The sequence below is a fragment of the Alphaproteobacteria bacterium PA2 genome (assembly GCA_002256425.1).
Classification (GTDB): domain Bacteria; phylum Pseudomonadota; class Alphaproteobacteria; order Caulobacterales; family Caulobacteraceae; genus Phenylobacterium.
On sequence record NKIZ01000001.1, the window covers coordinates 3182652 to 3208190 of the forward strand.

Here is a 25539-nt window from a genome sequence, read left to right on the forward strand (position 1 = left end):
CGGTCAGGGCGGAGGCTGACGACCATCACTATCAACGCTTCGTATGACAATGGATATTGGTTACACGATGCCGTGCAGGATTTTGGGGGTGCGGTGATGGGGCAAGCGGTCGAGGTCTGGAGCGGGGGCGCCAACACCTGGGAAAGCGACGAAATGGGCCACCTGAACGTCAGGTTCTGGGTCGCCAAGTCGCTGGAGGCCCTGGGGGGCCTGGCCCGGGTTCTGGGCATGCCGGAGGCTTTTTCCGCCGAGGCCGGCGCGACCCTGGTGGTCCGCGAGCAGCACATGCGCTTCCTGCGGGAGGCCCGGGCCGGCATGTCCCTGACCGCCCAGGGCTCGGTGATCGAGATGGGCGAGACCGACGCCCGCCTGCTGATCGTGCTGCATCATCTGTCAGGCGAGCCGGCCGCCACCTTCCAGACGGTGGTTTCCCACGTTACAGCCGGTGACCTTAAACCCTTCCCCTGGCCAAGGAGGGTGCTGGAGGCCGCCGCAACCATCACAGCGCCGGTTCCCGCCCATGCCGCCGCCCGCAGTATCGATCTCTCGCCGGTAACCACCATGGCCAGCCTGGCCCGGGCCGAGGCCCTTGGGCTCCAGCGCATAGGCCTTGGAACCATCCAGGCAACCGAGCTGGATGTCTTCGGGCGGATGCGGGGGGAAATGCTGGTGGGCCGGATTTCAGACGGCGTCTCGCGCCTGTTCGGCAATGACCGGCCCGGCCCCGCTCTGGCGGCCGGTGAGGCCCCGAAGCGGATCGGCGGCGCTGTCCTGGAATACCGGATCGTCCACCATGATTGGCCCCGGGCCGGGGATCATGTGGAGATCCGCTCAGCCCTGGCGGAAGTGACGCCCCGCATCCGCCGGGTCATGCACTGGATGGTGGATCCGGTTAGCGGCAAGCCCTGGGGCAGCACCGAGGCGGTGACCATCAGCTTTGACCTGGACGCCCGCAAGGCCGTGGACATCAGCCCGGAAGCCATGGCCGAGATGAACACAAAGGCTGTGCCTGGCCTCGGTCTTTAGAGATTGCGCAGGACCTCGACCACCAGGTCGGGCCGCTCCATGGGCAGGAAGTGGCTGGTTCCGGGGACCACCTCGACCATGACCTTGCCGGACCTGGTCAGTATGGGCTCGGGTCCTTCAAGACGGCAGGTCGAGCCGTTCTCCGCCCGGAGAATGCGGATCGGAATGTTCAGGAGGTCAAAGGCCGCATAGGGCTCATGGCCCTGGGCGGTGAAGTTCGAGGCCTCCCAGGCAGGGGCGCATGTCAGGGCGACATCGCCGTCGGAGGTGTCGGCAAAGCCATCCTCTACATAATCTACCAGCATGGCTTCGGACCAGGACCGGAAGGCGCCGCGTCCGCGATAGGCCTCGACGGCCGCCGCCTTGGTGGGAAATGACGGACGCCGCTTGCGGGCGCCGACCGCCAGGGGGCTGTCATTGAGGCTGTCGCGGTTCATGCCGGCCAGGACGTCCGGCGACATGATCACCGGATCGAACAGGGCCAGGGCCCTCACCCGCTCCGGCCGCGCGGCGGCGGCCAGCAGACTCGAGGCGCCGCCCATGGAATGTCCGGCCAGGACAGCGTTTTCCAGGTCCAGGGCGTCAATGACGGCGGTGAGGTCCTCCCCCACATCTCGCCAGGAATCCCGCGGCTGGCTGGCGTCGGCGGGCAGATGCGACAGGCCGTGGCCCCTCTGGTCGACTATCAGGACCCGCAGGCTGTCGCCCAGGGGTTCGAGAATGGAACGGTAGGTCCGGGCGTTAAAGCCGTTGGCATGGGAGAAGACGATGTCGATGGGACGATCGGCCGGCCCGAACTCATAGGCCGTGGTCTCGCCGCCCCTCTGCGGTATGGCGATCAACCGGGGCCGCAGGCGGCTGTTGTCCGTGGACGTCATCGTGTGTCTCCCTCACCTAGCTATAGCAAGGTCACGGAGTTGGGCTAGGGGACCGGGCTGCAACTCAGGACGGCGCCCCGGCAGGCGGGCCCATGCGGGGATGAAAAAAGTGATCACGAAACCGTGAAAAGGTGACTTGTGCCGCCGTTTCTTCGGCGCATAGTCCTCCTGCCCTCGCGCCCCGCCATTGGCGGATCGGGAGCGGCGCCCCACCTTCGTTTCCTTCAGGAACAAGCACATGAACACGTCTATTCTTCGCAAGCTGATGGTCGCCGGCGTCGCCGTGGCCGCCCTGTCCGTCTCCGCATGCAGCAAGCCCGCCGAGAAGGCCGCTGAAGCTGCTGCCGAAACGGCGACCGAAGCCGCCGCCACCGCGACGGACGCCGCCCAGACCGCTGCTGACGCCGCCGCTGACGCCTCCAAGGCCGCCTCGGACGCCGCCGCAGCGCCAGCTGCAGCTACGGAAGCCGCTGCGGGCGCCGTCGCCGGCGCGGCAGACGCCACCGCCAAGGCTGCGGACGCCACCAAGGCCGCTGCAGAATCCATGGCTCCGGCCAAGCACTAGCCCTTACAGGGCTTCACGACCGGAAGGGCCGCTCCTTGTGGGCGGCCCTTTTCATTTGAAGCCCATGGCGCCATGGGTCAGCCATGAGCGCGGACGACACCCTTCTCGACTGGTCGCCAGAGGGCGAGCCGAGGTCGCGCCTCTATGGGGATGTCTACTTCTCGGCCGAGGACGGACTGAGTGAGGCGCGGACGGTTTTCCTGCAGGGCTGCGACCTGCCCCGGGGGTGGAGCGGCCGCCAGCACTATGTGGTCGGGGAGCTGGGCTTCGGGACCGGCCTGAACATTCTGGCCCTGCTGGACCTCTGGCGAGCAAACCGGCCCGATCAGGGGCGGCTCTCGGTCTTTTCAATTGAAGCCCATCTCATGTCGCAGGAGGAGGCCCGCCGAGCCCTCAGCCGGTGGCCGGAACTGTCTGACCTGGCCGGAGAGCTACTGGCCCAATGGCCGCGGACCCGCAGCGGGCGACATCGCATTGAGATGCCAGAGCTGGGCGTGACGATCGACCTGGCCCTCATGGAGGTCTCCCAGGCCCTGGAGGGTTGGCTGGGCCGCGCCGACGCCTGGTTCCTCGATGGATTTTCGCCAGCCCTGAACCCGGCCATGTGGAGCGACGAGGTGCTGGCTCTTGTCGCCGCCCGAACGTCGCCCGGAGGACTTGCGGCGACCTTCACCGTCGCGGGGCAGGTGCGGCGGGGGCTGCAGGCGGCAGGCTTTGCGGTGGAGAAACGGCCGGGCTTCGGGCGGAAACGCGAGCGGCTGGAGGCCATCATGCCCGGCGAAGGGCCGGTGGTCGGATCCATGCCGCGGATTGCCATCATCGGCGCGGGAATTGCCGGGGCCTCAGTCAGCCGCGCCCTCACCGCCCTTGGGGCCAGGCATCAGGTCTTTGATTTCGGGGGACCGGGCGCCGCAGCCTCGGGCAATCCAGCGGCGCTTGTGACACCCCGCCTGGACGCCGGCCTGGGCCCGGTGGCCCGCCTGACCACCCAGGCCTTCCTGCGGTCCCGCGACCTTTACCGCCAGACCGCCGGCGCCGTCATTGATCAGGGTGTCCTGCAGCTGGCCGTGGGCGAGCGCGACGCCGGGCGCTTTGGGAAGGTTGCAGCCTCAGACCTCTTCGCCCCCGGCGACCTTGAAATCCTGACCAGCGACCAGTCTTCAGACCAGCTCGGCGAACCGACTGCCCTGTCTGGTCTGAACCTGGCCAGCGCCCTGGTCATCCGCCCGCAGGCCGTAATGACCGCCTGGCTTGCCCCTTGCCTGCAGCAGAAAGTGGCGGTGCTTGAGCAGGTTGATAAGGGATGGCGGCTGATTGGTGACGCCGGCGAAAGCCTTGGTGAGTTCGAGGCCGTGATCCTGGCCGGCGGGCAGGACAGCTTGAACCTGGCGCCTGACCTGGATCTGCGGCCCGTGCGGGGCCAGGCGACATGGGTGAAGACCGACGAGCCGGTGGGGGCGGCGGCCTGGGGCGGCTATCTGGTCCCGACGATTGACGGCCTGCTGTTCGGCGCGACCCACGACCGGGGCGATGGGCAGAAGGACGTCCGGCCCGGGGATCAGACCCGCAATCTGGAAGCACTTGGCCTGGCGCGTCCGGACCTGGCGGGGCGGCTGGCGCGGGGCGAACTTCAGAACCGGGCGGCCGTGCGCGCAACAACCGCCGACAGCCTGCCCCTGGCCGGTCCGTCAGCCAGGGACGGGCTTTACCTGCTGTGCGGCCTGGGATCCCATGGCTTTTCCTTCGGGCCGGTCATGGGCGAGCATGTAGCCGCCCTGGTCATCGGGGCGCCATCGCCCCTTTCAGCCGAGGCCGCCGCCCTGATCGACCCCGACCGGTTCCGACGGCGAGAGGAAAGGCGTGGTCGTATTCCGACCAATATTCGGGCTGACATTCCTGACGTCGTGTAATTGGAGGAAACTGGGATGACCTTCTCCCGCACCCTGCTGGCCTTGCTGGCCACTGCGGCCCTGACAACGCCAGTCGCAGCGGCCGAGACCGCCAGCAAGCCGGCGCCCCGGGCCTGCTTCCGACCTGACAATATCCAGAACTTCAGCGCCCCTGATGAGAAGACGGTCTATCTGCGGGTCAACCGCAAGGAGGTCTATCGCCTCGATCTGATGGGTCCCTGCCCGGACGTCGACTGGGCCTGGGAGATCGCCCTGCAGAACCGTGGCTCGTCCTGGGTCTGCTCCGCCATGGACGCCACCGTGCTGGTCAAGACGCCCATCGGACCCCAGCGCTGCGTGGTGGACCGGATGACCAAGGTCTCGCCGGAAGAGGTCGCGGCCCTGCCCAAACGCAGCCGGCCCTAGAGCGCGTTCCCTTTAGACGGAATCGTCTAAAGGGTAAAACTGCGCTCTAATTCAAAGGCTTAGAGCACGCTTGTCGCGATAACCGGTTCCCACTTATCGCTGCGTGCTCTAGGGCCAGGACGCAAAAAAGAAAGCGCGCAAAGAAAAAGGGGCGCTCCGAAGAGCGCCCCTGATCCTTAAGTCCGACTGATCGGGCCTAGAACTGCTTCTTGATGCCAACCTTGATCACCCGGCCGAGCGGGTTACCGTTGGTTACATCGTAGTTGTAGAAGCTCTGGGCGAAGGGCGGATCAGCATCCAGCAGGTTCTGGACGCTGAGGGTGCCCTTGGAGTCCAGCGGCAGGTCGACGCTGAGGGTCACGTCCGACTGCCAGAAGTCTTCCAGCTTGCCGACGCTCTCATAGACACCGCTGGAGTAGTTGTAGCGGCAGTCAGCCGTCGCACCGGCGCTGGCGTCGCCAAGGCAGACCGGACCAGCCAGGGTGGTGCCTTCACGATAGAGCAGCTGATAACGCAGGTTCCAGTTGGAGCCGGCGACGTTCACGAAGCCGTTCGCACGGACCTTGGGGAAGGAATAGAATTCCCCGGTGAGGTCGTGCTTGCCGGCGCGGTCGATCGCAGGCGCGATGATCACGGACGGATCTTCCAGCAGGGTCGTGGCGGTCCGGTTGTATTCCTTCAGCAGGGTCGCTTCACCGCCAACCGAAACCCGGGTGTCGTGGAAGTCGAAGCCAAAGAAGTTGTCCCAGTCATACTGAGCCCGCAGGTCGTAACCCGAGGTCTTGGTATTCTGACCGTTCACGATCTTGATGGTTTCCACCAGAACGTTGGCCTGCGAGCAGGCGCCGACGAAGACAAACCGGGCTGCGAAGGCCGGCTTGGCGCAGTTCGCCGCGTTGATGGCGGCATAGAGCTGGCTGGCGTCTTCGGTGATCAGTTCCTTGCGGAAGTCGAAGGTCCAGTAGTCAACCGAGGCCGAGAAACCGCCATAGTTGACCAGGACGCCGAAGTTGCCGGTCTTGGCAGTTTCCGGTTCCAGACCCGGATTGTTCTGGGTCACGGCTGCGCGGTACTGGCCGCCCAGCTGACGAACGCCCTTGGTGCTGCCAGGGGTAAGAGCCGCCTGACCGGGAGCCCGGAAGGTGGTGCCGCCCGAAGCGCGGAAGGCCAGCCAGTCCAGAGCCTGCCAGCGAGCCGACAGACGGGGATTGGTGGTGGTTCCGACCCGGCCGCCGAAGTCTTCGTGACGGAGAGCGGCGCTGACCTCGAGGTTGTCGAGGATGGGCAGCTTCAGTTCGCCGAAGACGGCGCCGACGCGGCGGTCGACATCATAGTCGCCCTGGGCGCCGAAGAAGACGAAGGGTCCGGTCGGGTCCGTGCACTTGCCTTGCTGGCCATCGATGGAGTCAACGCACGGGGTCGCCTGAACGTCGCCGAGGTCGGACCAGTCATCGATATTGCGCTCGAAACGCCACTGGGCGCCGGCCGCCCAGCCGATATTGCCGCCGGGAAGGGCGATCTTGGATTCACCGCTGATCACCGCGTCAGCCACCAGGATCTGGTTGGTGCGGACGTTGGTGTAGGTGCCGTAGAGCCAGTTCTTCATCTGCGGGTCATTGGCCACAGACGCGACATAGAACGGGTTGGTAGCGCCCGTGATCGCGCTGGCGGCGATGCCGTTGGAGAAGGGGTTCAGCCACTTGCAGTTACCAACGCCGGGGGTGCCGGTCCGGTAATCGCAGCCGGGGCCGCCAAGGCCGTTGAAGGCGCGCTGGATGCGGTTCACCAGCAGGTCATTGGTGGTCACAATGCCCTGGTTTTCCATGAAGGTCAGGGCGGTGTCCCACTTGACGCCGTCGAGCATGCCGCCGTCGAACTTGCCGTGCAGCCCGCCGGAAATCCGGTACTGGGTCTGCTCGATGTCCTGGTGGTCAGCGCCGTCGGAATTCAGCGGGTGGCCTTCAACACCGATCAGACGCCAGGAAGCCTGGCTGGTGGTGACGCCGGCCGCCATGGCGGCGCACTGGGCGGCCGTCAGAGGGGCTGCGCAGTTGGTGCGCAGGGCGATCAGGCCAGGATTGGTGGCCGGGATGAAGTAACGCGACTGGCCATTGAAGCCAGCGGCCACCGAGGCGCCCGAGGTGCCGCCATTGATGGTCGGGGTCGGGAACTGGGTGGTCAGGTTGGCCGGCGAAATACGCTGATCCGGAACGGCATTGCGGTTCCAGGCCACTTCGCCGTGGAAGCCGATATTGTCAGACAGGTCGAAGTTCAGTTCCGAATAGAGCTGATAGTGATGCTCTTCGTTCACCAGGTCGTTGAAGTGGGTGAACTGATAGCGGCACAGGGCCGCATTGCCGGCTGCCGTGGTGGTCGGCTTGAGACCGCCCGTCAGGAGCTGGGAGCCCAGTTCGTTACAGCCATTGTCCCGGAAGAGGGTGGCGCCGGTCGCCGTACCATAGGTTCCGGGGCTCGCAGAGCCGGACCAGCCGCCGTAGAAAACGGATTCGAAAGGCACCCGGGCGAAGTCACGGTCGTCAACAGCCAGGCGGCCGCGGTCGCGGAGACCGGCGGTGATCAGGAAGTTGCCGTTATCGAACTGGTGGCCATAGGCGAGGCTGGCGTCCCAGTCTCCGCTGGAGTCCTGGATGAAGCCGTAGTTGGCGTTGAACTCGAAGCCGTTCAGGTCCTTGCGGGTGATGAAGTTCACCACGCCGGCGACGGCGTCAGAGCCGTAGGTCGCGGCGGCGCCGTCCTTGAGGATTTCGATACGGCCGATGGCCGCGGTGGGCATGAAGTTCAGGTCCGCGCCGCCGCCCTGGAAGGCTGCAGCCGTGGTGTCGGCCAGACGACGGCCGTTCATGAGGACCAGGGTGCGCGAGGAACCCAGACCACGAAGATTGATGGAGGCCGTGCCGGCGCCGCCGTTGTAGCGGTTGCTTTCGCCGAGCGAAGACTGGGCTGCGGTAAGGGTCTTCACCAGCTGGACGACGCTGGGCGCGCCCTGCTTGGCCAGTTCCTGCTGGCCGAAGACGTCAACCGGCTGAGCCGCTTTTTCAGAAGAACCGGCGATGAATGAGCCGGTGACGACAACCTCGGATACGGTTGCGTCCGCCGCCTTGTCGTCAGCCGCAAGTGCTTGGCTGCTGAGGCCCATGGCGAGCACGACGGCGAGAACAGACCCGCCGCACAGGAAATTGCTTTTAGACATAAAATCCTCCCCTCAAGGGTCCGCTGTCATCCACTGAACTGGGAGGTCGGCCACTTGATCAGGTACAACAGAACCCGAGAACCACGCTTCGCGCAAGGTCCCGCCGCATTAAGCTGTGATTAGGTTTACGGTGCGGCGCCCTTGCAACAGTTTGACGACAGGGCGCCGGAGACGGCTGCAGACGATCAATGCCCCCCAGCTGCCGCCAGGATCTATCTGATTGTTTTTGAAAGAAGAATGGTGGACGTGACAGGGATTGAACCTGTGACCCCCTCGATGTCAACGAGGTGCTCTCCCGCTGAGCTACACGTCCGACCTGCGGTCTCCCTTTCGGGAGCGGGAGCGGCGGTATAACGGGGCCGGAGCCCCGGCGCAAGGTGGCTTAAGCCGCGGCCATCATGCGTTCGACTTCAGAGACGATTTCCCGAAGGTGAATGGGCTTGGACAGCACCTTGGCGCCGAGGGGAGCCGACTCATTGGCGGCCAGGGCCACAGCTGCAAATCCGGTGATGAACATGATGCGCAGGCCCGGATGCTTGGCGGCCGCCAGACGCGCGACCTCGATTCCGTCCATCCCGGGCATGACGATGTCGGTCAGAAGCAGGTCCCAGTCCTGGTCAAGCACGGCGACGGCCTCTTCGCCGTCTGCGCATGAAGTAACCTCATAGCCCGCACGTTCCAGGGCCCGCGCCAGGAATCCTCGGAGGGAATCGTCATCTTCGGCGAGGAGGATCCGGGGCATGGGGGCTCCAAAGTCAGGAATGGCAGTGAGCGAGGTTAGCGCCCTAGGGGTAAATTCACCATGAACCAATCGGCCGGACACGGCAGTTTGACCTCGGCGACAAACGCGGGGTCATATGAATGTCATGAGTGCTGGCCCCCAGACTGAAAAACCGCTGGAAATGGCGCTGGCGCATCCGGGCCCCTTGCACAGTGTGCACTATGCTCAGGCTGGCTCGATCGATCCACCGACCCCTCTTGTCTTCTGCTCGCCGCACTCCGGCCGGATCTATCCCGATGACATGGGCGCCCATCTCTCGGGACTGGATATCCGTCGGTCAGAGGACGCCTTCGTCGACCGGCTGATGGACTCCGCCCCTGGCCATGGCGCAGCTCTGATCACAGCCCTGGCCGCCCGCGCCTATCTGGACGTCAACCGCCATGCCTATGAACTTGACCCCGGCATGTTTGATCAGCCCCTGCCCGCCTTTGTCCGCGAACATTCGCCCAGGGTGGCGGCCGGGCTTGGGGCCGTGGCGCGCCTGATCTCGGAAGGCCTGGAGATCTATGCGCGGAAGCTGACCTTCGCAGAGGCCCAGGCCCGGATTGATCAGGTGCATACGCCGTATCACGACGCCCTGTCCGGACTGATCACGCGGGCGAAAAGCGTCCATGGTTTCGCCATCCTGCTGGACTGGCACTCCATGCCTGCAGCGGCTGGACGACTGGCCAGCGCGGCCGACCCTGTAGATATTGTCCTGGGCGATCGCTTTGGCGCCTCATGCCACCCGGCGCTCACGACCCGCGTCGAGGGTCAACTTGCTGGCCTGGGTTACCGGGTTGCGCGGAATATCCCCTATGCCGGCGGCTATACCACCGAACACTACGGACAGCCGCACAACAGGGTTCATGCCCTGCAGATCGAAATCAGCCGCGCCCTTTATCTGGACGAAACCTGTCTGAAACTCACCGAGGGGTTTGGGCGCCTGAAGGCCGATCTGGACCGGCTTTCGCAAAGCCTGGCTGCCGAGGACTGGAAATCCGTGGGCCTCGCCTGAAGCCAGGCATAGGGCACAAAAAAAAGCCGCGCCCGAGGACGCGGCAGTTCATTAGGGAGGAAACGCCCAGGAAGGGCAGAGGCATCAGCGACGCCTCACGAGGACATAATTAGAGTGCACTGCACAAAAGTTCAAGGGTTAATTTCCTGATTGGATGAATTTGTTGCCGTAAATCGCGCCTTTCCGGGATAATCCATGGCGCGCGGGGCATGGGTCAGGTATGAACGTGCGCCGCATCGCACAAGTCCGTAAGGGAAAATGCGTCATCTGCGGCGAGAAGTCGCTGGCTTAACCCCGCAGGCTCAACTAACAAGCGCGCGCCCTTCAAAAGATAAGAAATCCATGTCCCTCCGCAACATCGCCATCATCGCACACGTCGACCATGGCAAAACCACCCTGGTGGATCAGCTCCTCGCCCAGTCCGGCGTCTTCCGCGCCAATGAGGCGACGGTCGAGCGCGCCATGGACTCCAACGACCAGGAGCGGGAGCGGGGGATCACCATTCTCGCCAAGTGCACCAGTGTTCTGTGGAACGGTGAAGCCGGCGAAACCCGGATCAACATCATCGACACCCCTGGCCACGCCGACTTCGGCGGCGAGGTGGAACGGATCCTCGGCATGGTGGACGGTTGCGTCCTGCTGGTGGACGCCGAAGAGGGCGTCATGCCCCAGACCAAGTTCGTTCTGGGCAAGGCGCTCAAGATGGGCCTCCGCCCCATTCTCTGCCTCAACAAGGTCGACCGGGCCCACGCCGACCCCGACCGGGTCCTCAACGACGCCTTCGACCTGTTCGCCGCCATGGGCGCAACAGACGAGCAGCTGGACTTCCCGCACATCTATGCCTCGGGCAAGAATGGCTGGGCGACCCTGGACATGGACAAGCCCAACGACACCCTGGCGCCCCTGTTTGATCTGATCGTCCGCCACGTGCCTGAGCCCAAGGCCATCGTCCGCAGGGACGAACCCTTCCAGATCCTGTCGGTTCTCATCGAGAACGACCCCTTCCTGGGCCGCCTGCTCACCGGTCGCATTGAATCCGGCAAGGCTGTCCCCGGCCTGGCCATCAGGGCCCTGTCCTATGACGGCAAGGAAGTCGAACGCGGCCGCATCACCAAGGTCCTGGCCTTCCGCGGCCTGAAGCGTCAGCCCATCGAAGACGCCGAAGCTGGCGACATCGTCGCCATCGCCGGCCTGAGCAAGGCCACCGTGGCCGACACGCTGTGCGCCATGGAAGTCACCGAGGCCCTGCCGGCCCAGCCGATCGACCCGCCGACCATTTCCATGACCGTATCGGTCAATGACAGCCCCCTGGCCGGCCGCGAAGGCGACAAGGTCCAGAGCCGGGTCATCCGTGACCGTCTTCTGAAGGAAGCCCAGTCCAACGTCGCCATCCGGGTGACGGAAACTGCCGACAAGGACGCTTATGAAGTGGCCGGCCGCGGCGAACTCCAGCTGGGCGTGCTGATCGAAGGCATGCGCCGCGAAGGCTTCGAGCTCTCCATCAGCCGCCCCCGGGTGGTCTTCCAGACCGATCCAGAGACCGGCGCCCGCCTGGAGCCCATCGAGGACGTCATGATCGACGTGGACGATGAGTTCAGCGGCATCGTCATCGAAAAGCTGTCAGCCCGTAAGGCGGAACTGAAGGACATGGGCCCGTCGGGCGCGGGCAAGACCCGGATCAGCCTGATGTCTCCCTCGCGGTCTCTGATCGGTTACCAGGGCGAATTCCTCACCGACACCCGCGGCTCGGGCGTGCTCAACCGGGTGTTCAGCCATTACGAACCCTATAAGGGCGCCATCGACGCCGGCCGTAAGGGCGTTCTGGTCTCCAATTCTGATGGTGAGACAGCGGCCTACGCCCTCTGGAACCTTGAAGACCGCGGAACCATGTTCGTTGGCGGCGGCGAGAAGACCTATCAGGGCATGATCATTGGCGAGAATTCCCGCCAGGATGACCTCGACGTCAATCCAATGAAGGCCAAGCAGCTGACCAACGTCCGCGCTTCGGGCAAGGACGAAGCTGTCCGCCTGACCCCGCCCCGCCGGATGACCCTGGAACAGGCCATCGCCTATATCGAAGAAGACGAACTGGTCGAGGTTACGCCCAAGTCGATCCGCCTTCGCAAGCAGGTGCTGAACCCCAGCTTCCGCAAGCGTCGCGTCAAGGAAGAATAGCTTCTAGAGCTTCAGCTCCATGAAGACGTCGGCCCTCGCATAGGGGGTCGACTGGGTGGGCATGTCCACAAAGCCCACAGCCCGGTAGAGACCGATGGCCGGCGCCAGGCTTGAATTGGTTTCAAGGTAGAGACGCACGGCGCCCAGGGCCTTAGCCTTGGCGATGCAGGCCTCCATGAGGGCCCGGCCCAGTCCTGTCCCCCGCATGGATTCATCCACGGTCATCTTGGCCAGCTCATAACCGCCATCTGACATCCTGATCAGGGCGGCGCAGCCCACGGCGGCGCCTGCCTGGTGGGCCATGAAGATATGTCCGCCCTTCTCGAGGATGTTCTTCTCCGGAAAATCCAGGACCTCCCGGTCTTTTGGTTCAATCTTGAACAACTTTCCGATCCAGGCCTCATTGAGGGCTTTCCAGGCATCGGCGTCGCTGGGCTCGTAAGGGCGTACTTCCATGCTTGGATATTGCCATGGGCGCCGTGCTAGGCAAGACCGCAAGGGAGAGTCGCCATGGTTCATTCCGTCTACGCCAACATGCCGATGACGGTGTTCGAGGAAATGTCGGGCCTTGCCCGAACCCTTGGCGCCGTGAATCTGGGTCAGGGCTTTCCGGACGCGCCAGGGCCGTTGGCCATACGGCAGAAGGCGGCGGACGCCGTCCTCAATGGCTATAACCAGTATCCGCCCATGGTGGGCTTGCCTGAACTGCGCCAGGCCGTCGCCGGCCACTATGCCCGCGCACAGGGGCTGGACCTGGATTGGGCGAGCGAGGTCACGGTCACCTCCGGCGCAACCGAGGCCCTGGCAGCCGCCTTCCTGGCCCTGGTCAATCCCGGCGATGAGGTGGTGGTCTTCCAGCCGGTCTATGACGCCTATCTGCCCCTGATCCGCCGCGCCGGCGGCACGCCTGTCCTGGTGACCCTTCAGCCCCCCCACTGGCGGTTCGACCGGGCCATGCTGGAGGCCGCCTTCAGCGACAGGACCCGGCTGGTGGTCCTGAACAACCCCATCAATCCAGCCGGCGTGGTCCTGCCCCGGGAAGACCTGGAACTGCTGGCGGAATTCTGCATCGCCCATGACGCGCTCGCTATCTGCGACGAGGTCTGGGAGCAGGTGGTGTTCGATGGCGCGGTCCACACGCCGCTGATCGCCCTGCCCGGCATGCGGGAGCGGACGGTGAAGATCGGATCCGCCGGCAAGATGTTTGGTCTGACGGGCTGGAAGGTCGGCTTCCTGTGCGCAGCGCCGGCCCTGACCCATGGCCTGTCCAGGGCTCACCAGTTCCTGACCTTCACCACCCCGCCCAATCTGCAGAGCGCGGTCGCCTTCGGCCTGGACGACCCCGGGGACTGGTTCACCGCCATGCCCCGCGAGCTACAGGCGTCGCGGGATCGCCTGAGCGCGGGCCTGACCCGGGAAGGGTTTGCAGTCCTGCCAAGCCAGGGCACCTATTTCCTGAATGTTGATCTGGCGGCCTCCGGCGTCACCGAAGGCGACAGGGACTTCGCCCTGCGGGCGGTTAAGGAGGCCGGGGTGGCGGCCATCCCGGTCTCGGCGCTCTATGAGGCCGATCACGTCACCCACATACTGCGGCTCTGCTTCTCCAAGGCCGATGCGACCCTGGACCTGGGCATAGAGCGGCTGGCGCGGGCGCGGGATCTCTCCCGCGCCGCCCATCCGTAATCAGCTGGTCGAGCCGCCGTCGACGACGATGGTCTGACCGGTCATCCAGCTGCCGGCCTTCGATGCCAGGAAGACCGCCGCGCCGGCGATGTCGTCGGGCTCGCCCAGGCGGCGCAGGGGGGTGCCGGTGCTGGCCCGGGCCTCCCCCGCCGGGGTGTCCCAAAGGGCCTTGGCGAAGTCGGTCTTCACCAGACCGGGCGCAATGCAGTTGATGCGGATATTGCTGGGCGACAGTTCCTGGGCGAGGTTGCGGGCCAGCTGCATGTCCGCCGCCTTGGAAATGGCGTAGGCGCCGATGACGCCTGTGCCGCGCAGGCCGCCAATGGACGAGATGATGATGATGGCGCCGTCCTTGCGCTCGGCCATCTCCGGCGCGGTCATGTTGATCAGCCAGTTATTGGCGATGATGTTGTTTTCCAGGATCTTGCGGAAGGCGTCATCGCTGATGCCGCTCATCGGGCCGTAATAGGGATTGGACGCGGCGTTGCAGACCACGATGTCCACCTTGCCGAAGGCCTTGCGGGTTTCGTCCACCAGTCGCTGAAGGTCATCCTTGGACGAGATGTTGGCCGGGCAGGCGATGGCGGCGCCTGGGTGCTTGGCGTTGATGGCGGCTGCGACCTCATCACAGGGGCCGGCCTTGCGCGAGGAGATCGCAACCTTGGCGCCGTGCTCGGCCATACGCTCGGCGATGGCCTTGCCGATGCCCTTGGTGGAGCCGGTGATGATGGCGACCTTGCCGGTCAGATCGAAGAGCTCGCCCATGATGTTTCCTCTTAAACGCGCGTTTGATTGTTGGATGTCATTTGCCGTTGGGGTGGACGGGAGGTCAAGGCTTGGGTTTGATCGGGTCCGGAGCTTGGTCCGATAAGTGGGAACCGGTTATCGGATCGAACCAAGCTCCAACTTCTTGAGATTGAGCCTCATCCCTTGAGACGAAACCGTTTCAAGGGATGAGGCTCGGGGAGACAAAACATGACCGTGATCACCAGCATCGAAGGCCTTGAGCAAATCTATGGCGCTGTCGGGCCGACCTCGGCTCTCAAGGAGTTAGATCATCTCAATCCGGAATACCGCGCCTATATCGAGGCCTCGCCCTTCTGCGCCCTGGCGACCAGCGGGCCGGAGGGCCTGGACTGCTCCCCCCGGGGCGACAGGGGCAGCGTGGTCCGCATTGCTGACGAGCGGACCCTGCTCATGCCCGACCGGCGGGGAAACAACCGTATCGATTCCCTGAGGAACATTGTCCGCGATCCCCGGGTGGCCCTGATGTTCCTGGTGCCGGGCTCGAACACCGCCATGCGGGTGAATGGCCAGGGCTCTGTCTCAGTCGACCCGGACCTGCTCGACAGCTTTGTCATGGAGGGAAAGCCGCCAAGGTCGGTGATCGTCATCAGGGTCGACACCGTCTATTTCCAGTGCGCCCGGGCCCTGATGCGGGGCGAAGTCTGGAACCCTGCAGCCTTCATTGACCCGGAAACCCTGCCCAGTGCGGGCCAGATGCTGGCTGCGGCCAGCCAGGGTCAGGTCGGAGGAGAGGCCTACGACAAGGAATGGCCAGATCGCGCCAGGGCGTCGATGTGGTAGTGCAGACCCAAACGGAGGCGGCCCCATGAAGACCCCAGCAAAAATCCTTCTGGTCGGCGTCTGCGCCGGCGCACTGGTGGCAGGCGTGGTCGCCGTGCGGACGATCGGCCTGAAGCCTGCCGCAACCGAGAGCGATGTCACTGTCGCCCCATCCATAACCTATGACAGGGCGGCGGCCGCCCGGCATCTGTCCGAGGCCATCCAGATCCAGACCGTCAGCCATCAGGACCGGACGGAGGACGACCCGGCCCAGTGGGACAGACTGCATGCCTGGCTGCAGACCACCTATCCCGCCACCCACAAGGCCATGACCCGCGAGGTCGTGGCAGGCCATGGCCTGATCTACACCTGGAAGGGCTCAGATCCCGCCCTCGACCCGATCATCCTGATGGCGCACCAGGACGTGGTCCCGGTGACTCCCGGTACCGAAGGCGACTGGAAGTACGCACCATTCGCCGGACAAATTGCTGAAGGCGCCGTCTGGGGCCGTGGCGCCATCGACGACAAGGGTTCACTGGTCACCACCTTCGAGGCCATCGAGGCTTTGATGAAGTCAGGCTTTGCGCCCAAACGGACCATCATCCTGGTTTCCGGCCACGATGAAGAAGTTCGCGGCGAGGGCGCCGAAGCCGCATCTGCAGCCCTGAAGGCGCGGGGCGTGAAGGCTCACCTGGTCCTGGACGAAGGCCTGGTGGTGGTCGCCGATAATCCGATCACGGGAGGCCCTGCCGCCCTGATCGGCATTGCCGAGAAGGGTTATGGCACCCTCCAGGTCACGGCGAAGGCGGCTGGCGGGCACTCTTCAGCACCGCCGGCGGATGGCGGCGGGGTCGTGACCCTGTCCCGCGCCGTAACCGCCATCGCCGATCATCCCTTCCCCCTGGATCTGTCCGGACCCGGCGGGGAAATGCTCAAGGCTCTGGCGCCTCTGGGCAAGCTGCCGATCCGGATGGCGGTGGCCAATACCTGGCTTTTCAAGTCCGTGATCCTGAAGCAGATGGCGGCCACACCGGCCGGGGCGGCCATGCTGCACACCACCATCGCGCCCACCATGCTGAAGGGCAGCCCCAAGGAAAATGTCCTGCCCCAGGACGCTACGGCCCAGATCAACTACCGCATAGCGCCCGGCGACACCTCCGCAAGGGTCATGGCCAGGGCGAAGGCCGCCGTCGGCGATCTTGCCGTCGAACTCTCCTGGCCCACCGCGCCGCGTGAACCCTCAGCAGTGTCGTCCACCACCTCTGACGCCTGGAAGACCCTTGCGGCAGTCGCCGGTACAGTCTCGAAAGCGCCAGTGGCGCCGGGCCTGGTCACTGCCGGTACGGACAGCCGGTCCATGCAGCCCATCGCCTCGGACATATACCGGTTCCAGCCCCTGGTCCTCAGCCTGAAGGACACGGCCATGATCCACGGGACCAATGAGTACCTCACCCTGGAGAATCTGGATCGGTGCGTAGATTTCTATGCGCGCTTGATTGCAACGGCGGGCTCCAAGTAAAACCCGACCAACTTCGGGGAGCCCCCTTGCAGTGCGCGGCGGCGCACATCAGGTTCCCTTCCATGGATACGCGGAGCAAAGACACCATGCGCAATTGGCGGCTGGACGAAGACGAGGAAGAGGGCGAGCCCAAACCGGACATGCCGATGACGGCGGGGCCGGTCCAGAACGCCCTGTTCAAGTCGCGCACCGTGCTGATCTTCGGCCCGATCAATATGCGCCTGGCCGAGCGGGTCACCGCCCAGCTCCTGGCCCTGGCTAATGACGACGCTGAAAAGCCGATCCGGGTGATCATCAACTCGCCGGGCGGTCACGTGGAAAGCGGCGACACCATCCACGACATGATCAAGTTCTGCGGTCCGCAGGTAAAGATGATCGGCACCGGCTGGGTGGCCAGCGCCGGCGCCAGCATCTTTGTGGGCGCGGCCAAGGAAAACCGCTTCTGCCTGCCCAATACCCGCTTCCTGCTGCACCAGCCCTCGGGCGGCGTGCGCGGTCAGGCTTCGGACATCGCCATCGAGGCCGAGGAAATCGTCAAGATGCGCGAGAGGATGAACCGCATCTACGCCAAGGAAACCGGCCAGACCTACGAGAAGATCCTGGCAGACACCCAGCGGAACTTCTGGATGGGCGCTGAGGCGGCCGTGGCCTATGGCCTGGCGTCAAAGATCATCAGCCGCCCGGACGAGGCTTAAGACATGACGGCCGCGCCTTGGTGGAAGGGCGCGGTCGTCTATCACATCTATGTCCGCAGCTTCTGCGACTCCAATGGCGACGGTCACGGCGACCTGGCTGGCGTGCGCTCGAAGCTCGACTACATCCAGAGCCTGGGCGTCGACGCCATCTGGCTTTCCCCCATCCACCCCTCGCCCAACCGGGACTGGGGCTATGACGTCGCCGACTTTGAAGGTGTCCACCCCGATTATGGGACCCTGGCCGATCTCGACGGCCTGATCGCCGACGCCCACGGGCGGGGGATCAAGGTCATGCTGGACGAAGTCCTGGCCCATACCTCTGACGAACACGCCTGGTTCGCCGAAAGCCGGGATGGCGGGCCGGAAGGCCCCAAGGCCGACTGGTATGTCTGGGCTGATCCGGCCGACGACGGCACGGCGCCCAACAACTGGCTGTCCGTCTTCGGCGGCCCTGCCTGGTCCTATCAGCCTGCCCGTCGCCAGCACTATCACCACAAGTTCCTGCGCCAGCAGCCCAAGCTGAACTGGCTCAACCCGGATGCCCGGGAGGCAGCCCTCAAGGTTCTGGACTTCTGGCTGGCCCGTGGCGTCGACGGCTTCCGGCTGGATGTGGCCGGCTGCTTCCTGCACGACGAGGCCCTGCGGGACAATCCAGCCATTCCGGCCGCCCAGCGGGAGCGCCACCACTGGTCCCACGCCGGGGACATGCAGCAGCACCTGTTCGACTCCAACCTGCCTGAGAACATTCCCCTGCTGGACGTGGTCCGGCGACGGGTGGACGCCCACAATGGCCGGAACGGCGGCGATCGGTTCGTCTTCGGCGAATTCTCCGAGGAGGAAGAGCGCTGCGGCGCCTATTGCTCCCCGGAAGAAGGCCTGCACTCGGCCTATACCTTCGTCCTGCTCAAGGCGCGTCGGCTGCAGGCGAAGGTGTTCCGAGAACACCTGCAGACCCTGGAGCGCTTCCCGGATCACTGGCCCTGCATCTCCTTCTGCAATCACGACATTCCCCGCACGGTCAGCCGCTTCGGCGGGACCGAGGCCGTCGCCCGGCTGATGTTCACTCTGCTGCTGACCCTGAAGGGCGCGACCCTGATCTATCAGGGCGAGGAGCTGGGCCTGCCCGAAGGTCAGAGTCTCACCCGCACCCAGCTGCGCGACCCTGTCGGCGACCTCTACTGGCCTGTGGCCAAGGGCCGCGATGGCGCCCGTACCCCAATGCCCTGGACCGAAGACGAGTCGGCTCCAGGCTGGCTGCCCAGGGCGGTTGAGCACAGGGGCATGTCGGCGGCGACCCAGGAGGCTAACCCGGACTCCATGCTGGCCTTCAGCCGCCGGATGATCGCCCTGCGCAAGGCCTCCCCGGCCTTGACCCGGGGCGCAACCGCCCTGATCGAGACGCCGGAACCGGTCCTGGCCTTCACCCGGACAGAAGGGGATGAGACCATGCTTTGCGTTTTCAACATGAGCGAAGGGTCAGTCTCTTTTTCAGACCCACGTCTGTCGGCCGCAGGAATGCTTCAACTTTCCACCGGGGATGCGGCACTGTCTGGTGAAACCCTGTCCCTGGGCCCTGCGGCAGCCGCCCTGTTCCGCCTCTAGCCGACACCTTCCCCTGAAGCCTGGGTCAGACTAGATTGCCCTCATGCCTGATGGTGAAACCAAGATCGTCAATCCGCCCGGCGCCGACACCCGGTTCGGCCGCGGCTTCCTGTATGACATCTGGTACTTCGCCGCCCTGTCCCGGGACCTGAAACCCGGCAAGCTCCAGCGCTACGAATTCCTGGGCGAGCCTGTCCTGCTGGGCCGGGACCGCAAGGGCAAGGTCTATGGGGTCAAGGATATCTGTCCCCACCGCGCCGCGCCCCTGTCGGCTGGACGGCTGACGGAAGAGCCCGACGGTCGCTCGTCCGTGGAATGTCCCTATCATGGCTGGCGGTTCGGCACCGACGGCGCCTGCGCAGCCATTCCCTCCCTGGTGGACGATCAGGATCTGGACATTGCCCGGATCCGCATCCGCCGCTACCCGACGGCCGAGAGCCAGGGGATGGTCTTCATCTGGATCAGCGCCGATCCCCGCTTTGATGGCGAGCCGCCCGAACCCCCGCCCGTGTTCGAGGGCGCGGAAGGCGCGCCAAAATTCATCGACCGCATGGATTTCGACGCCCATATGGATCACGCCGTCGTCGGCCTGATGGACCCGACCCATGCGCCCTATGTCCATGGCCAGTGGTGGTCGCGGAAGGCCAAGGGCCAGCATGATAAGGCCAAGGCCTTCGCGCCTTCTGAGCGGGGCTTCTGCATGACCCGCCATCCGCCCTCAAAGAGCAACCGGCTCTATCGCCTGCTGGGCGGCGATCCACAGACCGAGATCACCTTCGCCCTGCCTGGCCAGAGGTGGGAGCATGTAATTGTCGGCAAGTACCAGGTCCTGGCCCTGACCTGCCTGACCCCTGTCCATGACCGCAAGACCCGCATCACCCAGATCGTCTGGACCGATCACTGGGTGGCCAGCCTGCTGGCGCCCTGGTTCAGGCGGATGATCCGTGTCTTCCTGCATCAGGACGGCGACATGGTGAACCTGCAGAACGAGGGCCTGAAATACGACCCGTCCCTTCTGTGGATCGACGATGCAGACAAACAGGCCAAGTGGTACCAGCAGCTGAAACGGGAATGGGCGGCAAGCCGGGAGGCCAGGCGGCCCTTCAAAAATCCCGTTGAGGCCGTGACCCTGCGCTGGCGCAGCTGACCGACTTGCCGATCATTTTCGACTTTGACGGCGTCATCGCCGACTCCGAAATCCCCTCAAGCCTCGCCGTGGCCCAGGCCCTGACCGAGACCGGCATGCCCACCAGCCTCGAAGACGTGCTCGAGCACTATCTGGGGCGAAACCAGCAGGACAGCCGCGCGACCATACACAGGCTCTGGGGTCGGGCGCCTGACCCGAATCTTGACCAGCGCATCAGGGCCATCATGGCGTCAGGCGCGGTGGGACCAGTTGCGTCGGTTCCCGGGGTGTCTGAATTCCTGGCCAGCCTGGGCGGCCGGACCCGCGCCATCGCCTCTTCCAGCAGTCCGCAATGGATCATGGAGCATCTGGACCAGCTGGGCCTGCGCAGCCACTTTGAGGATGACAGGATCTTCAGCGCCGCCATCCATGTGGCCCGGGGCAAGCCTCACCCGGACATCTACCTCCATGCGGCGAAGAGCCTCGGCGTCAGCCCCGACCGGGTGATCGTGATCGAGGACTCCCCCACCGGGGTCGCCGCAGCCTCTGCGGCTGGCGCACGGGTGATCGGCCTCTGCGCCGGCGGCCATATCCGGCCAGGTCATGACGCGGCCCTGAGGGCGGCCGGCGCCCATGAGATCGCATGGTCCTATGCAGAGGTCGCGCAGCTGGCAGGTTGAACGCCGCCAATGGCCCCGGCTAGTAGGGGATTTGCTGGCCATCCCAGGCGAAGAAACCGCCGGAGTCCTTGACCTCGAGCCCTGCCAGCACATTCAGCAGGGCTTCAGCGGAGGCCTGGGGCGACATCCTTGCGCCTTCACCACCCGAAAAGGGGGCTGAAAGCGCCGTCTCCACTGTTCCTGGATGGAGCGCGACACACAGGGCCATGGGATGGCTGCGGGCCAGTTCGATGGCCAGGGTGTGAATGATCTGGTTGAGGGCGGCCTTTGACGCCCGATATCCGTACCAGCCGCCCAGTCGATTGTCTGAAATGCTGCCGACCCGGGCGGAGAGAGCGGCGAAGACGCTGCGCTCCTGGCGCGGGAGAAGTGGCAGGATGTGCTTGGCGATCAGGGCAGGCCCAATCGTATTGACGGCGAAACTGTGCGCCAGGGCCACCGGATCCAGGGCCCGCCAGGATTTCTCGGGCGTGGTGACGGCATCCTGCAGGACCCCGTTCGTCACAATCGCCAGACGGAGGGTGTCTCCACTGTCTTTCAGCTCGTCTGCAAGGCCTGAAAGCGAGGCTTCGTCGGCTGGATCGATCTGGCGGGTGGCCAGCTTGGCATCATGAAATTGCGGTGGACGCCGGGATATGGACCACACCCTGGAAATTCTGGGATTGGCGATCAGGCGCTCGGTCAAGGCCCGTCCGATGCCGCCTGCGCCGAATACGGCGGCGGCGTAGGTCGCCCGGACTGTCATAATCTGTAAGGTCCAGGTTCTTTACCGGGCCCATTATCTGCTATGGTGGCTTGGAAAACTGTTGTCACGGAAGAGCCGGCTCTTGGGTATACGGGAGAATGTCATGGACAAATCCCGAACCCGGACTGGAAATGCCGTCTAATCTTGGGGTTTTTGGGCAGTTTGTCCAGGACAAAACAGATTGTGCCCGGTGGGGCTGACCCGGCCATCGTCGTCGCGGGTAGTCATGGGCAATTGTCGATCGCCTCGGTTGAGCGCGATACGGGCATACCAAAAGAGACCTTGAGGGTCTGGGAGCGGCGCTATGGCTTCCCGGCCCCTGTACGGGACGCCCAGGATGACAGGGTCTATTCAGCAGAAGATCTGGAAAAGCTCAGACTCATTCGTCGCCTGATCGCCGTTGGCCACCGCCCCGGCAAGATCCTGAATCTGGATCTGCAGGAACTGGTGGTCCTTTCCACTGACTCCGCCGGCACAGAGTCCGAGGAAGTACAGCATGCCCTGGGCCTTCTGGTGGATAATGATGTCGACAGGTTTGAGGCCTGGCTGGCGACAGCCCTGGGGCGTGACGGCCTGAAGAGCTTTGTCCTGACGACCGCTCCAGGTCTGACGGTCGCCGTTGGCGAGGCCTGGGCCAGGGGCAAGCTGCAAATCCATCATGAGCATGTTTTCAGCGAGATCATGACGCGTCTCCTGCGGACAGCGATCGCTGCGACGCCGCGCAAGGCCCGCGCCCCAAGGGTCCTGCTGACGACCTTTCCCCTTGAGCCTCATACCATCGGTCTCTTGATGGCCGAGGCCATGTTCGCGATCAGCGGCTGCGCCTGCATTAGCCTCGGGCCACAGACTCCTGTGCCCGACATCGCCCTGGCTGCGGGGGCCCACCGGGCAGACATAGTTGCGCTCTCGTTCTCAAAGACCCTTGCCGCCAATCGTGTGACACAGGGATTGATCGAACTTCGGGGCATGCTGCCGCAAACCGTTGCGATCTGGGCGGGAGGCGCCTCGGAAAGTCTTGGCCGGGTGAAATCCGCCGACATCCTGATCCTGAGGGACCTGGAAAAAATCCCTGAGGCCGTCAGCGCCTGGCGGGCGGCGCTTCAGTCCGCGTAGCAGAAGCGGTTGAAACCCTGCTCATCGGTGCGCACCAGAATGGTTCGGCCGAGAGGATCGCGGGACCGGGACTCGGCCAGGGTAGCCAGATCCCCTTCTTCGGCCATGGCGGCGAAGCGTCGGTCATTGTCAGCCAGACGCCCGATCACCACCACCACGTCCCCGTCACGATGGGGCAGGATGGTATAGGTTTCGACCCGCCCTGCGCCCGAGGCCGCTTCTACTTCAAGCCCAAGAACGGGGGCGTCGGCGACCTTGCCCCTGCGCAATTCCGGCTTTGTCCAGTCGGCAGGCTGCGTGGAATAGATGCCGGTGGAATACTTGGACAGCATACCGCCATTGGCGCCAACCAGCCCAAACAGACCTGGCCGCAGGCGAAGTATGCCAATGGCCTCAGCGATGGCGTGCATGGAATAGTCATTTCCGGCGCCGCCAAAATACGGGAGCCCGCCCGTAAGGGTCAGACCCCGGGGATCATCCGGTTCAAGGCCAAGGCCATCGAGCATGTTGAAGACCGCGATCGGAAAGCAGCTGTAGAAGTCGAAGATGGCGATCTCTGAAACCGATTTCCCGGCAAGGCTGAGGGCCAGCCTGGCTGAGGCGATGGACTGGGGGCTCGCCGAAAGGTCTGGCCGCTCCATTGGCGTGAGCTCATTGGCGTCGCCCTGTCCGTGGAGAAAGACCCAGCGATCTTCGGGTACGCCCATGGCCCGGGCGGCGCCGACAGAACTTATGAGCACCGCAGCAGCCTGATTGACCTGGTCCCGGGCGACCAGCATGCGGGTGAAGGGATCGGCGACGATCCTGTTGCGCTCGGTCACTTCGACAAGTTCTGCGGCGCTTCTGGCGGTGGGCGCTGCGGAGAACGGATTCTGCGCCGCGACTTCGGAGAAGGGCGCAAAAAGCTCGCCCATGTCGCGGGCGTAAGCCTCCCGGGACTTGCCCACCCGACCCCGGCGCGCGTTCTCGAAGAGTGCATAGCAGGGAATGGCGCCCCGGATCCTGTGCTTGATCAGCGCCGCCGTGAACATGCCGTCCAGACCATAGCCGCGATCTTCCATGTCGCCTTCGACCGTCTCGGACCAGTCTGGTGTTTCACCCTTGGCCTGCAGGTGCAGCACAGTCGACATGGCTTCAGATCCGACCAGCAGGACGGTTTCAGCCTGGCCCTCAGCGATAGCGGCGCAGAATTCCCCAACCAGTCTCTGCGGGCCCTGCCCCCCCGTGATCTCGAGTATTGCGCGGCGGGGATTGGCGCCAATGCGCCGGGCCACGGATCGGGGGAAGTTATTGGAGGCGCCAAAGGGCGGCTTGGCGCCCGGCGTTGAAATCTCGAACTGCCGGATAGCGGCCAGGGTATCGATCGAGGCCGCAAGCGCGCCGCCAGCCCTGGCGTCGGCAATGGCGGCCAGGGCTGCTTCTCCAGCAAGGTCCGCAGGAGAGAGGGCCCTGTAGTTCGGATCCGAAGGGCGCTCCGCAGCCTGGCCAACACCGATTATGATGGGGGTACGGTCATTCATGGTGGTCATTTTTGCTGTCCGGCTGTCCATTCCTGGTTTGACCCAAGTCTAGCCCAGCCCGCCCTGCAGGGAGCAATCCCCTGAACAGGATTGGCGACGATTTTCCCGCGTGGACCAGGATTGCTCAGTCCTCCAGGGCGACGACCGCAATGGGTCCGGGAACCGTCAGGGTCTGTCTGCGCCTGACTGTTCATCACCACCGGCAATTTTCGCGCCAGACCCATCGCAACTTGGGCGCGACAAAACGACACAGCGTGGGATGGTGAACCCCTGACCGATTACCGCCAGGAGCGGGTGAGCGCGAGATAGCTGTCGGTGCAAGCTCCCGGCCATGCAGCGCTTTCCGGCGGAGGGCCTCCACATGATTCGACCACAAGCCTGTCCTGCGTTTGGGTCCGACCACTCAATCCAGCGGCGAAGCGCGCATTGCATGCCGCACTGAATCTGATTTGTAGGGGTGCATTTTGAAGTTCCACCAAGTGGCGCGTGAGGTCGCCACGGCAGCAAACTAACGGGCTAATTCGGCCAAAACTGACGGAGAATACACCTCTGCCTCCCTCGTCATGACAATACACCTAATGAGGGTGTGTTTTTGTCCTGAACAAACTTCTGTTGCGATCTTTCCATCGAGACCATTCATCGCCCGTTCAGATTCAACTGGAGTGACATTTCGCACACCCAGCTTTGAGACATCGTGGAATAGAGCAGTGCCGGATTTTGCCCTGTGAGCCGCAGACTTCTTCCAGTTCCTGTGTACTCATATTGAGTGCACTGTAGCTAGAGTGTCCTTTCACAGCCCGAAATCACAAATGACCTGTTCTTTTGAAACTCTTTTCAAGTCTGGGCGTTTCGACTTAAGTGCACATCATTGGAGAGTTTCGGCGGCCGCGCCGGACTTGCGTGGGTACCGCAGAAGGAGAAACCCCCAGGTGACGTCGCCCTCGAACAAGACGCCGGACCCGATGGACGTTGCGCTCGGCGCAGCCGTACGCATTCGTCGCCGAACCATCGGACTATCTCAGGAAGCTCTCGCCAATCAGTGCGGGGTCAGTTTTCAGCAGATCCAGAAATACGAAAACGGCGCCAACCGCATCTCGTTCTCACGCCTTGTACAGATCGCCAAGGCGCTGCGCTGTCGCGTGGTGGACCTTATGGACGTCCTTGATGCGCCCGGGGCCGAAGCCCAGGGCGAGGTCGATGTTCTGAGCCGCATGCGCACCCCTGGCGCCCTGGAACTGCTCGCGGCCTTTGAACAACTGCCGCAGGACTCGCGCTCGTCCCTGATCGGGTTCATGCGCAGCCTGACGCCCATGGACCACAACCCCGAGCCCTGAACGGCTCC

The 25539-nt window shown here is 64.3% G+C and carries 22 protein-coding genes and 1 tRNA gene; 15 read left to right on the forward strand and 8 right to left on the reverse strand.

The window, feature by feature from the left end:
* Window positions 1-96 precede the first annotated feature (96 nt).
* Window positions 97-1026, forward strand: coding sequence for a thioesterase (locus CFE28_15280; GenBank protein ID OYU71232.1), 930 nt, complete (start codon window positions 97-99; stop codon window positions 1024-1026).
* On the opposite strand, the gene CFE28_15285 is transcribed toward CFE28_15280, so the two are convergent.
* The gene (locus CFE28_15285) at window positions 1023-1904 is read right to left on the reverse strand and encodes an alpha/beta hydrolase (GenBank protein OYU71233.1); all 882 of its coding nucleotides are present in this window, start codon (window positions 1902-1904) and stop codon (window positions 1023-1025) included. The genes CFE28_15280 and CFE28_15285 overlap by 4 nt on opposite strands.
* Before the next feature lie 238 nt (window positions 1905-2142).
* Between CFE28_15285 and CFE28_15290 the strand changes: the two genes are divergently transcribed.
* The 3 genes from CFE28_15290 (at window position 2143) to CFE28_15300 (ending at window position 4784) form a co-directional block, all read left to right on the forward strand.
* Window positions 2143-2469 (forward strand): hypothetical protein, encoded by a 327-nt coding sequence (locus CFE28_15290; GenBank protein ID OYU71234.1) that lies wholly within the window; start codon window positions 2143-2145, stop codon window positions 2467-2469.
* 83 nt (window positions 2470-2552) lie between these two features.
* On the forward strand, window positions 2553-4379 hold the full coding sequence (locus CFE28_15295; protein OYU71235.1) for an FAD-dependent cmnm(5)s(2)U34 oxidoreductase: 1827 nt from the start codon (window positions 2553-2555) through the stop codon (window positions 4377-4379).
* 15 nt (window positions 4380-4394) lie between these two features.
* Window positions 4395-4784, forward strand: a complete 390-nt coding sequence (locus tag CFE28_15300) for a hypothetical protein (GenBank protein OYU71236.1) — start codon at window positions 4395-4397, stop codon at window positions 4782-4784.
* A 196-nt stretch (window positions 4785-4980) separates the two neighbouring features.
* Here CFE28_15300 and CFE28_15305 read toward each other — a convergent pair whose 3' ends face one another.
* From CFE28_15305 to CFE28_15315, 3 genes are all read right to left on the reverse strand, one after another.
* Entirely contained in the window at window positions 4981-7995 is a 3015-nt protein-coding gene (locus CFE28_15305; protein OYU71237.1) for a hypothetical protein, read from the reverse strand.
* 238 nt (window positions 7996-8233) lie between these two features.
* Window positions 8234-8308 (reverse strand) — tRNA-Val (locus CFE28_15310).
* A 69-nt stretch (window positions 8309-8377) separates the two neighbouring features.
* Window positions 8378-8737: a response regulator gene (locus tag CFE28_15315; protein ID OYU71238.1), complete on the reverse strand. Its 360-nt coding sequence runs from the start codon at window positions 8735-8737 to the stop codon at window positions 8378-8380.
* A 124-nt stretch (window positions 8738-8861) separates the two neighbouring features.
* On the opposite strand from CFE28_15315, the gene CFE28_15320 reads away from it, so the two are divergent.
* Together CFE28_15320 and typA are read left to right on the forward strand one after the other, a co-directional pair.
* Window positions 8862-9773 (forward strand): N-formylglutamate amidohydrolase, encoded by a 912-nt coding sequence (locus tag CFE28_15320; protein ID OYU71749.1) that lies wholly within the window; start codon window positions 8862-8864, stop codon window positions 9771-9773.
* A 342-nt stretch (window positions 9774-10115) separates the two neighbouring features.
* Window positions 10116-11948 carry a translational GTPase TypA gene (gene typA / locus CFE28_15325; protein OYU71239.1) on the forward strand — a complete coding sequence of 611 codons (1833 nt, stop codon included), beginning with the start codon at window positions 10116-10118 and terminating at the stop codon, window positions 11946-11948.
* A 3-nt stretch (window positions 11949-11951) separates the two neighbouring features.
* Here typA and CFE28_15330 read toward each other — a convergent pair whose 3' ends face one another.
* A complete protein-coding gene (locus CFE28_15330; protein OYU71240.1) occupies window positions 11952-12404 on the reverse strand; it encodes an N-acetyltransferase in 453 nt (150 codons plus the stop codon).
* A 54-nt stretch (window positions 12405-12458) separates the two neighbouring features.
* On the opposite strand from CFE28_15330, the gene CFE28_15335 reads away from it, so the two are divergent.
* Window positions 12459-13631: an aminotransferase gene (locus CFE28_15335; protein ID OYU71241.1), complete on the forward strand. Its 1173-nt coding sequence runs from the start codon at window positions 12459-12461 to the stop codon at window positions 13629-13631.
* Here the strand turns inward: CFE28_15335 and CFE28_15340 are convergent, their stop codons facing one another.
* Complete coding sequence (locus CFE28_15340) at window positions 13632-14396, reverse strand: short-chain dehydrogenase (protein OYU71242.1); 765 nt, start codon at window positions 14394-14396, stop codon at window positions 13632-13634.
* A 210-nt stretch (window positions 14397-14606) separates the two neighbouring features.
* On the opposite strand from CFE28_15340, the gene CFE28_15345 reads away from it, so the two are divergent.
* From CFE28_15345 to CFE28_15370, 6 genes are all read left to right on the forward strand, one after another.
* Window positions 14607-15218, forward strand: a complete 612-nt coding sequence (locus tag CFE28_15345) for a flavin-nucleotide-binding protein (protein ID OYU71243.1) — start codon at window positions 14607-14609, stop codon at window positions 15216-15218.
* Window positions 15219-15243: 25 nt separating this feature from the next.
* Window positions 15244-16716 (forward strand): peptidase M20, encoded by a 1473-nt coding sequence (locus CFE28_15350; GenBank protein OYU71244.1) that lies wholly within the window; start codon window positions 15244-15246, stop codon window positions 16714-16716.
* Between the two features lie 86 nt (window positions 16717-16802).
* Window positions 16803-17411, forward strand: a complete 609-nt coding sequence (locus CFE28_15355; protein ID OYU71750.1) for an ATP-dependent Clp protease proteolytic subunit — start codon at window positions 16803-16805, stop codon at window positions 17409-17411.
* Between the two features lie 3 nt (window positions 17412-17414).
* The gene (locus CFE28_15360; GenBank protein ID OYU71245.1) at window positions 17415-19013 is read left to right on the forward strand and encodes an alpha-glucosidase; all 1599 of its coding nucleotides are present in this window, start codon (window positions 17415-17417) and stop codon (window positions 19011-19013) included.
* Between the two features lie 43 nt (window positions 19014-19056).
* Window positions 19057-20160: a 2Fe-2S ferredoxin gene (locus CFE28_15365; protein ID OYU71246.1), complete on the forward strand. Its 1104-nt coding sequence runs from the start codon at window positions 19057-19059 to the stop codon at window positions 20158-20160.
* Window positions 20157-20819, forward strand: coding sequence for a haloacid dehalogenase (locus CFE28_15370; protein ID OYU71247.1), 663 nt, complete (start codon window positions 20157-20159; stop codon window positions 20817-20819). Before CFE28_15365 ends, CFE28_15370 begins: the two co-directional genes overlap by 4 nt.
* Window positions 20820-20838: 19 nt before the next feature.
* On the opposite strand, the gene CFE28_15375 is transcribed toward CFE28_15370, so the two are convergent.
* A complete protein-coding gene (locus CFE28_15375; protein OYU71248.1) occupies window positions 20839-21564 on the reverse strand; it encodes a short-chain dehydrogenase in 726 nt (241 codons plus the stop codon).
* A 42-nt stretch (window positions 21565-21606) separates the two neighbouring features.
* Here CFE28_15375 and CFE28_15380 point away from each other — a divergent pair, with 42 nt between their 5' ends.
* Window positions 21607-22677, forward strand: coding sequence for a cobalamin-binding protein (locus tag CFE28_15380; protein ID OYU71249.1), 1071 nt, complete (start codon window positions 21607-21609; stop codon window positions 22675-22677).
* On the opposite strand, the gene CFE28_15385 is transcribed toward CFE28_15380, so the two are convergent.
* Complete coding sequence (locus CFE28_15385) at window positions 22665-24197, reverse strand: acetyl-CoA acetyltransferase (protein ID OYU71751.1); 1533 nt, start codon at window positions 24195-24197, stop codon at window positions 22665-22667. The two genes, CFE28_15380 and CFE28_15385, sit on opposite strands and share 13 nt — an antisense overlap.
* Before the next feature lie 962 nt (window positions 24198-25159).
* Here CFE28_15385 and CFE28_15390 point away from each other — a divergent pair.
* A complete protein-coding gene (locus tag CFE28_15390) occupies window positions 25160-25531 on the forward strand; it encodes a transcriptional regulator (protein OYU71250.1) in 372 nt (123 codons plus the stop codon).
* Window positions 25532-25539 lie beyond the last annotated feature (8 nt).

Coding starts and splice junctions, on each gene's coding strand:
- CFE28_15280 (OYU71232.1), top strand. CDS start 97: ATGGGGCAAGCGGTCGAGGTCTGGAGCGGGGGCGCCAACACCTGGGAA.
- CFE28_15285 (OYU71233.1), bottom strand. CDS start 1,904: ATGACGTCCACGGACAACAGCCGCCTGCGGCCCCGGTTGATCGCCATA.
- CFE28_15290 (OYU71234.1), top strand. CDS start 2,143: ATGAACACGTCTATTCTTCGCAAGCTGATGGTCGCCGGCGTCGCCGTG.
- CFE28_15295 (OYU71235.1), top strand. CDS start 2,553: ATGAGCGCGGACGACACCCTTCTCGACTGGTCGCCAGAGGGCGAGCCG.
- CFE28_15300 (OYU71236.1), top strand. CDS start 4,395: ATGACCTTCTCCCGCACCCTGCTGGCCTTGCTGGCCACTGCGGCCCTG.
- CFE28_15305 (OYU71237.1), bottom strand. CDS start 7,995: ATGTCTAAAAGCAATTTCCTGTGCGGCGGGTCTGTTCTCGCCGTCGTG.
- CFE28_15315 (OYU71238.1), bottom strand. CDS start 8,737: ATGCCCCGGATCCTCCTCGCCGAAGATGACGATTCCCTCCGAGGATTC.
- CFE28_15320 (OYU71749.1), top strand. CDS start 8,862: ATGAGTGCTGGCCCCCAGACTGAAAAACCGCTGGAAATGGCGCTGGCG.
- typA (OYU71239.1), top strand. CDS start 10,116: ATGTCCCTCCGCAACATCGCCATCATCGCACACGTCGACCATGGCAAA.
- CFE28_15330 (OYU71240.1), bottom strand. CDS start 12,404: ATGGAAGTACGCCCTTACGAGCCCAGCGACGCCGATGCCTGGAAAGCC.
- CFE28_15335 (OYU71241.1), top strand. CDS start 12,459: ATGGTTCATTCCGTCTACGCCAACATGCCGATGACGGTGTTCGAGGAA.
- CFE28_15340 (OYU71242.1), bottom strand. CDS start 14,396: ATGGGCGAGCTCTTCGATCTGACCGGCAAGGTCGCCATCATCACCGGC.
- CFE28_15345 (OYU71243.1), top strand. CDS start 14,607: ATGACCGTGATCACCAGCATCGAAGGCCTTGAGCAAATCTATGGCGCT.
- CFE28_15350 (OYU71244.1), top strand. CDS start 15,244: ATGAAGACCCCAGCAAAAATCCTTCTGGTCGGCGTCTGCGCCGGCGCA.
- CFE28_15355 (OYU71750.1), top strand. CDS start 16,803: ATGCGCAATTGGCGGCTGGACGAAGACGAGGAAGAGGGCGAGCCCAAA.
- CFE28_15360 (OYU71245.1), top strand. CDS start 17,415: ATGACGGCCGCGCCTTGGTGGAAGGGCGCGGTCGTCTATCACATCTAT.
- CFE28_15365 (OYU71246.1), top strand. CDS start 19,057: ATGCCTGATGGTGAAACCAAGATCGTCAATCCGCCCGGCGCCGACACC.
- CFE28_15375 (OYU71248.1), bottom strand. CDS start 21,564: ATGACAGTCCGGGCGACCTACGCCGCCGCCGTATTCGGCGCAGGCGGC.
- CFE28_15380 (OYU71249.1), top strand. CDS start 21,607: ATGGTGGCTTGGAAAACTGTTGTCACGGAAGAGCCGGCTCTTGGGTAT.
- CFE28_15385 (OYU71751.1), bottom strand. CDS start 24,197: ATGAATGACCGTACCCCCATCATAATCGGTGTTGGCCAGGCTGCGGAG.
- CFE28_15390 (OYU71250.1), top strand. CDS start 25,160: ATGGACGTTGCGCTCGGCGCAGCCGTACGCATTCGTCGCCGAACCATC.